Source organism: Arthrobacter sp. GCM10027362 (genome assembly GCF_042679445.1).
GTDB lineage: Bacteria > Actinomycetota > Actinomycetes > Actinomycetales > Micrococcaceae > Crystallibacter.
In genome coordinates this window covers 1-808 of record NZ_JBHTML010000416.1, presented here as the reverse complement: position 1 = coordinate 808, position 808 = coordinate 1, and the positions used below count along the sequence as shown (strand labels likewise).

At 75.5% G+C, this 808-nt stretch carries 2 protein-coding genes; one reads left to right on the top strand and one right to left on the bottom strand.

Going from position 1 to position 808, the window contains the following annotated elements; translation table 11 throughout:
- Window positions 1-370: TSUP family transporter (locus ACFQ36_RS23090; RefSeq protein ID WP_377017944.1), on the top strand; the 370-nt coding region annotated here is incomplete at its 5' end.
- Here the strand turns inward: ACFQ36_RS23090 and ACFQ36_RS23085 are convergent.
- A partial coding sequence (locus tag ACFQ36_RS23085) for an NAD(P)-dependent oxidoreductase (RefSeq protein ID WP_377017942.1) occupies window positions 353-808 on the bottom strand: 456 nt, incomplete at its 5' end. The genes ACFQ36_RS23090 and ACFQ36_RS23085 overlap by 18 nt on opposite strands.

Sequence of the window (808 nt, the reverse complement as noted above, 5' to 3'; positions counted from 1 at the left end):
GGCCCCGCGCCGGCGCGCCCTGATCGTGGCCGGAGCGCTCTCGGGCGTGATGGGAACCGCGACGTCGGTAGGCGGGGCGCCGATGGCGGTCGTGTGGCAGGGCCAGCCGCCGGCGCGGCTGCGCGCGACCATGAGCGCGTTCTTCCTGGTCGGCTCGCTGGTCTCGGTGCTGCTGCTGGCCATGGCGGGCACCGTGACCGGCGAGGTGCTCCAGGCGGTGGCCTGGCTCAGCCCGGCCGTGGTGGCCGGGTTCGGTCTCTCCCGGTGGATCAGCCGCTTCCTGGATGCCGCGCGGCTGCGCCTGCTGGCGCTGGCAGCCTCCGCCGCCGGAGCCCTGCTGCTGGCGGCGCGCCTACTGCTCGGTGGCTGAGCGGGCCGGTCTGACGACATTGCACAGCTCCAGGCCTCCGGCCAGCCGCGCGATGTTCACGGCAATGTCAGCGGCGCGGCCCTCAAAGGTGCTGCGCGCGTGCCCGGAGTGGTGCGGCGTCAGGATGACGTTCTCCAGGTCGGCGAAGGGGAAGTCCGCCGGCGGGGTCCGGCCCGGTTCCGGCGCACCCCACCACACGTCGAGCGCCGCACCGGCCAGCGCCCCGCCGGCCAGGGCCGCGTACAGGGCCGCCTGGTCCACCACCGGCCCCCTGGCCACATTGACCAGCACGGCAGTGGGCTTCATCAGGCCGAGCTCGGCCGCGCCGATCAGCCCCTCGGTCTCGGCCGACAGCGGCACGGTGACGGCGAGGACGTCGGATTGCGCCAGCAGCCGCGGCAGTTCGGCCGTGCCGCCCACCCAGGCCGGCCGGACGCC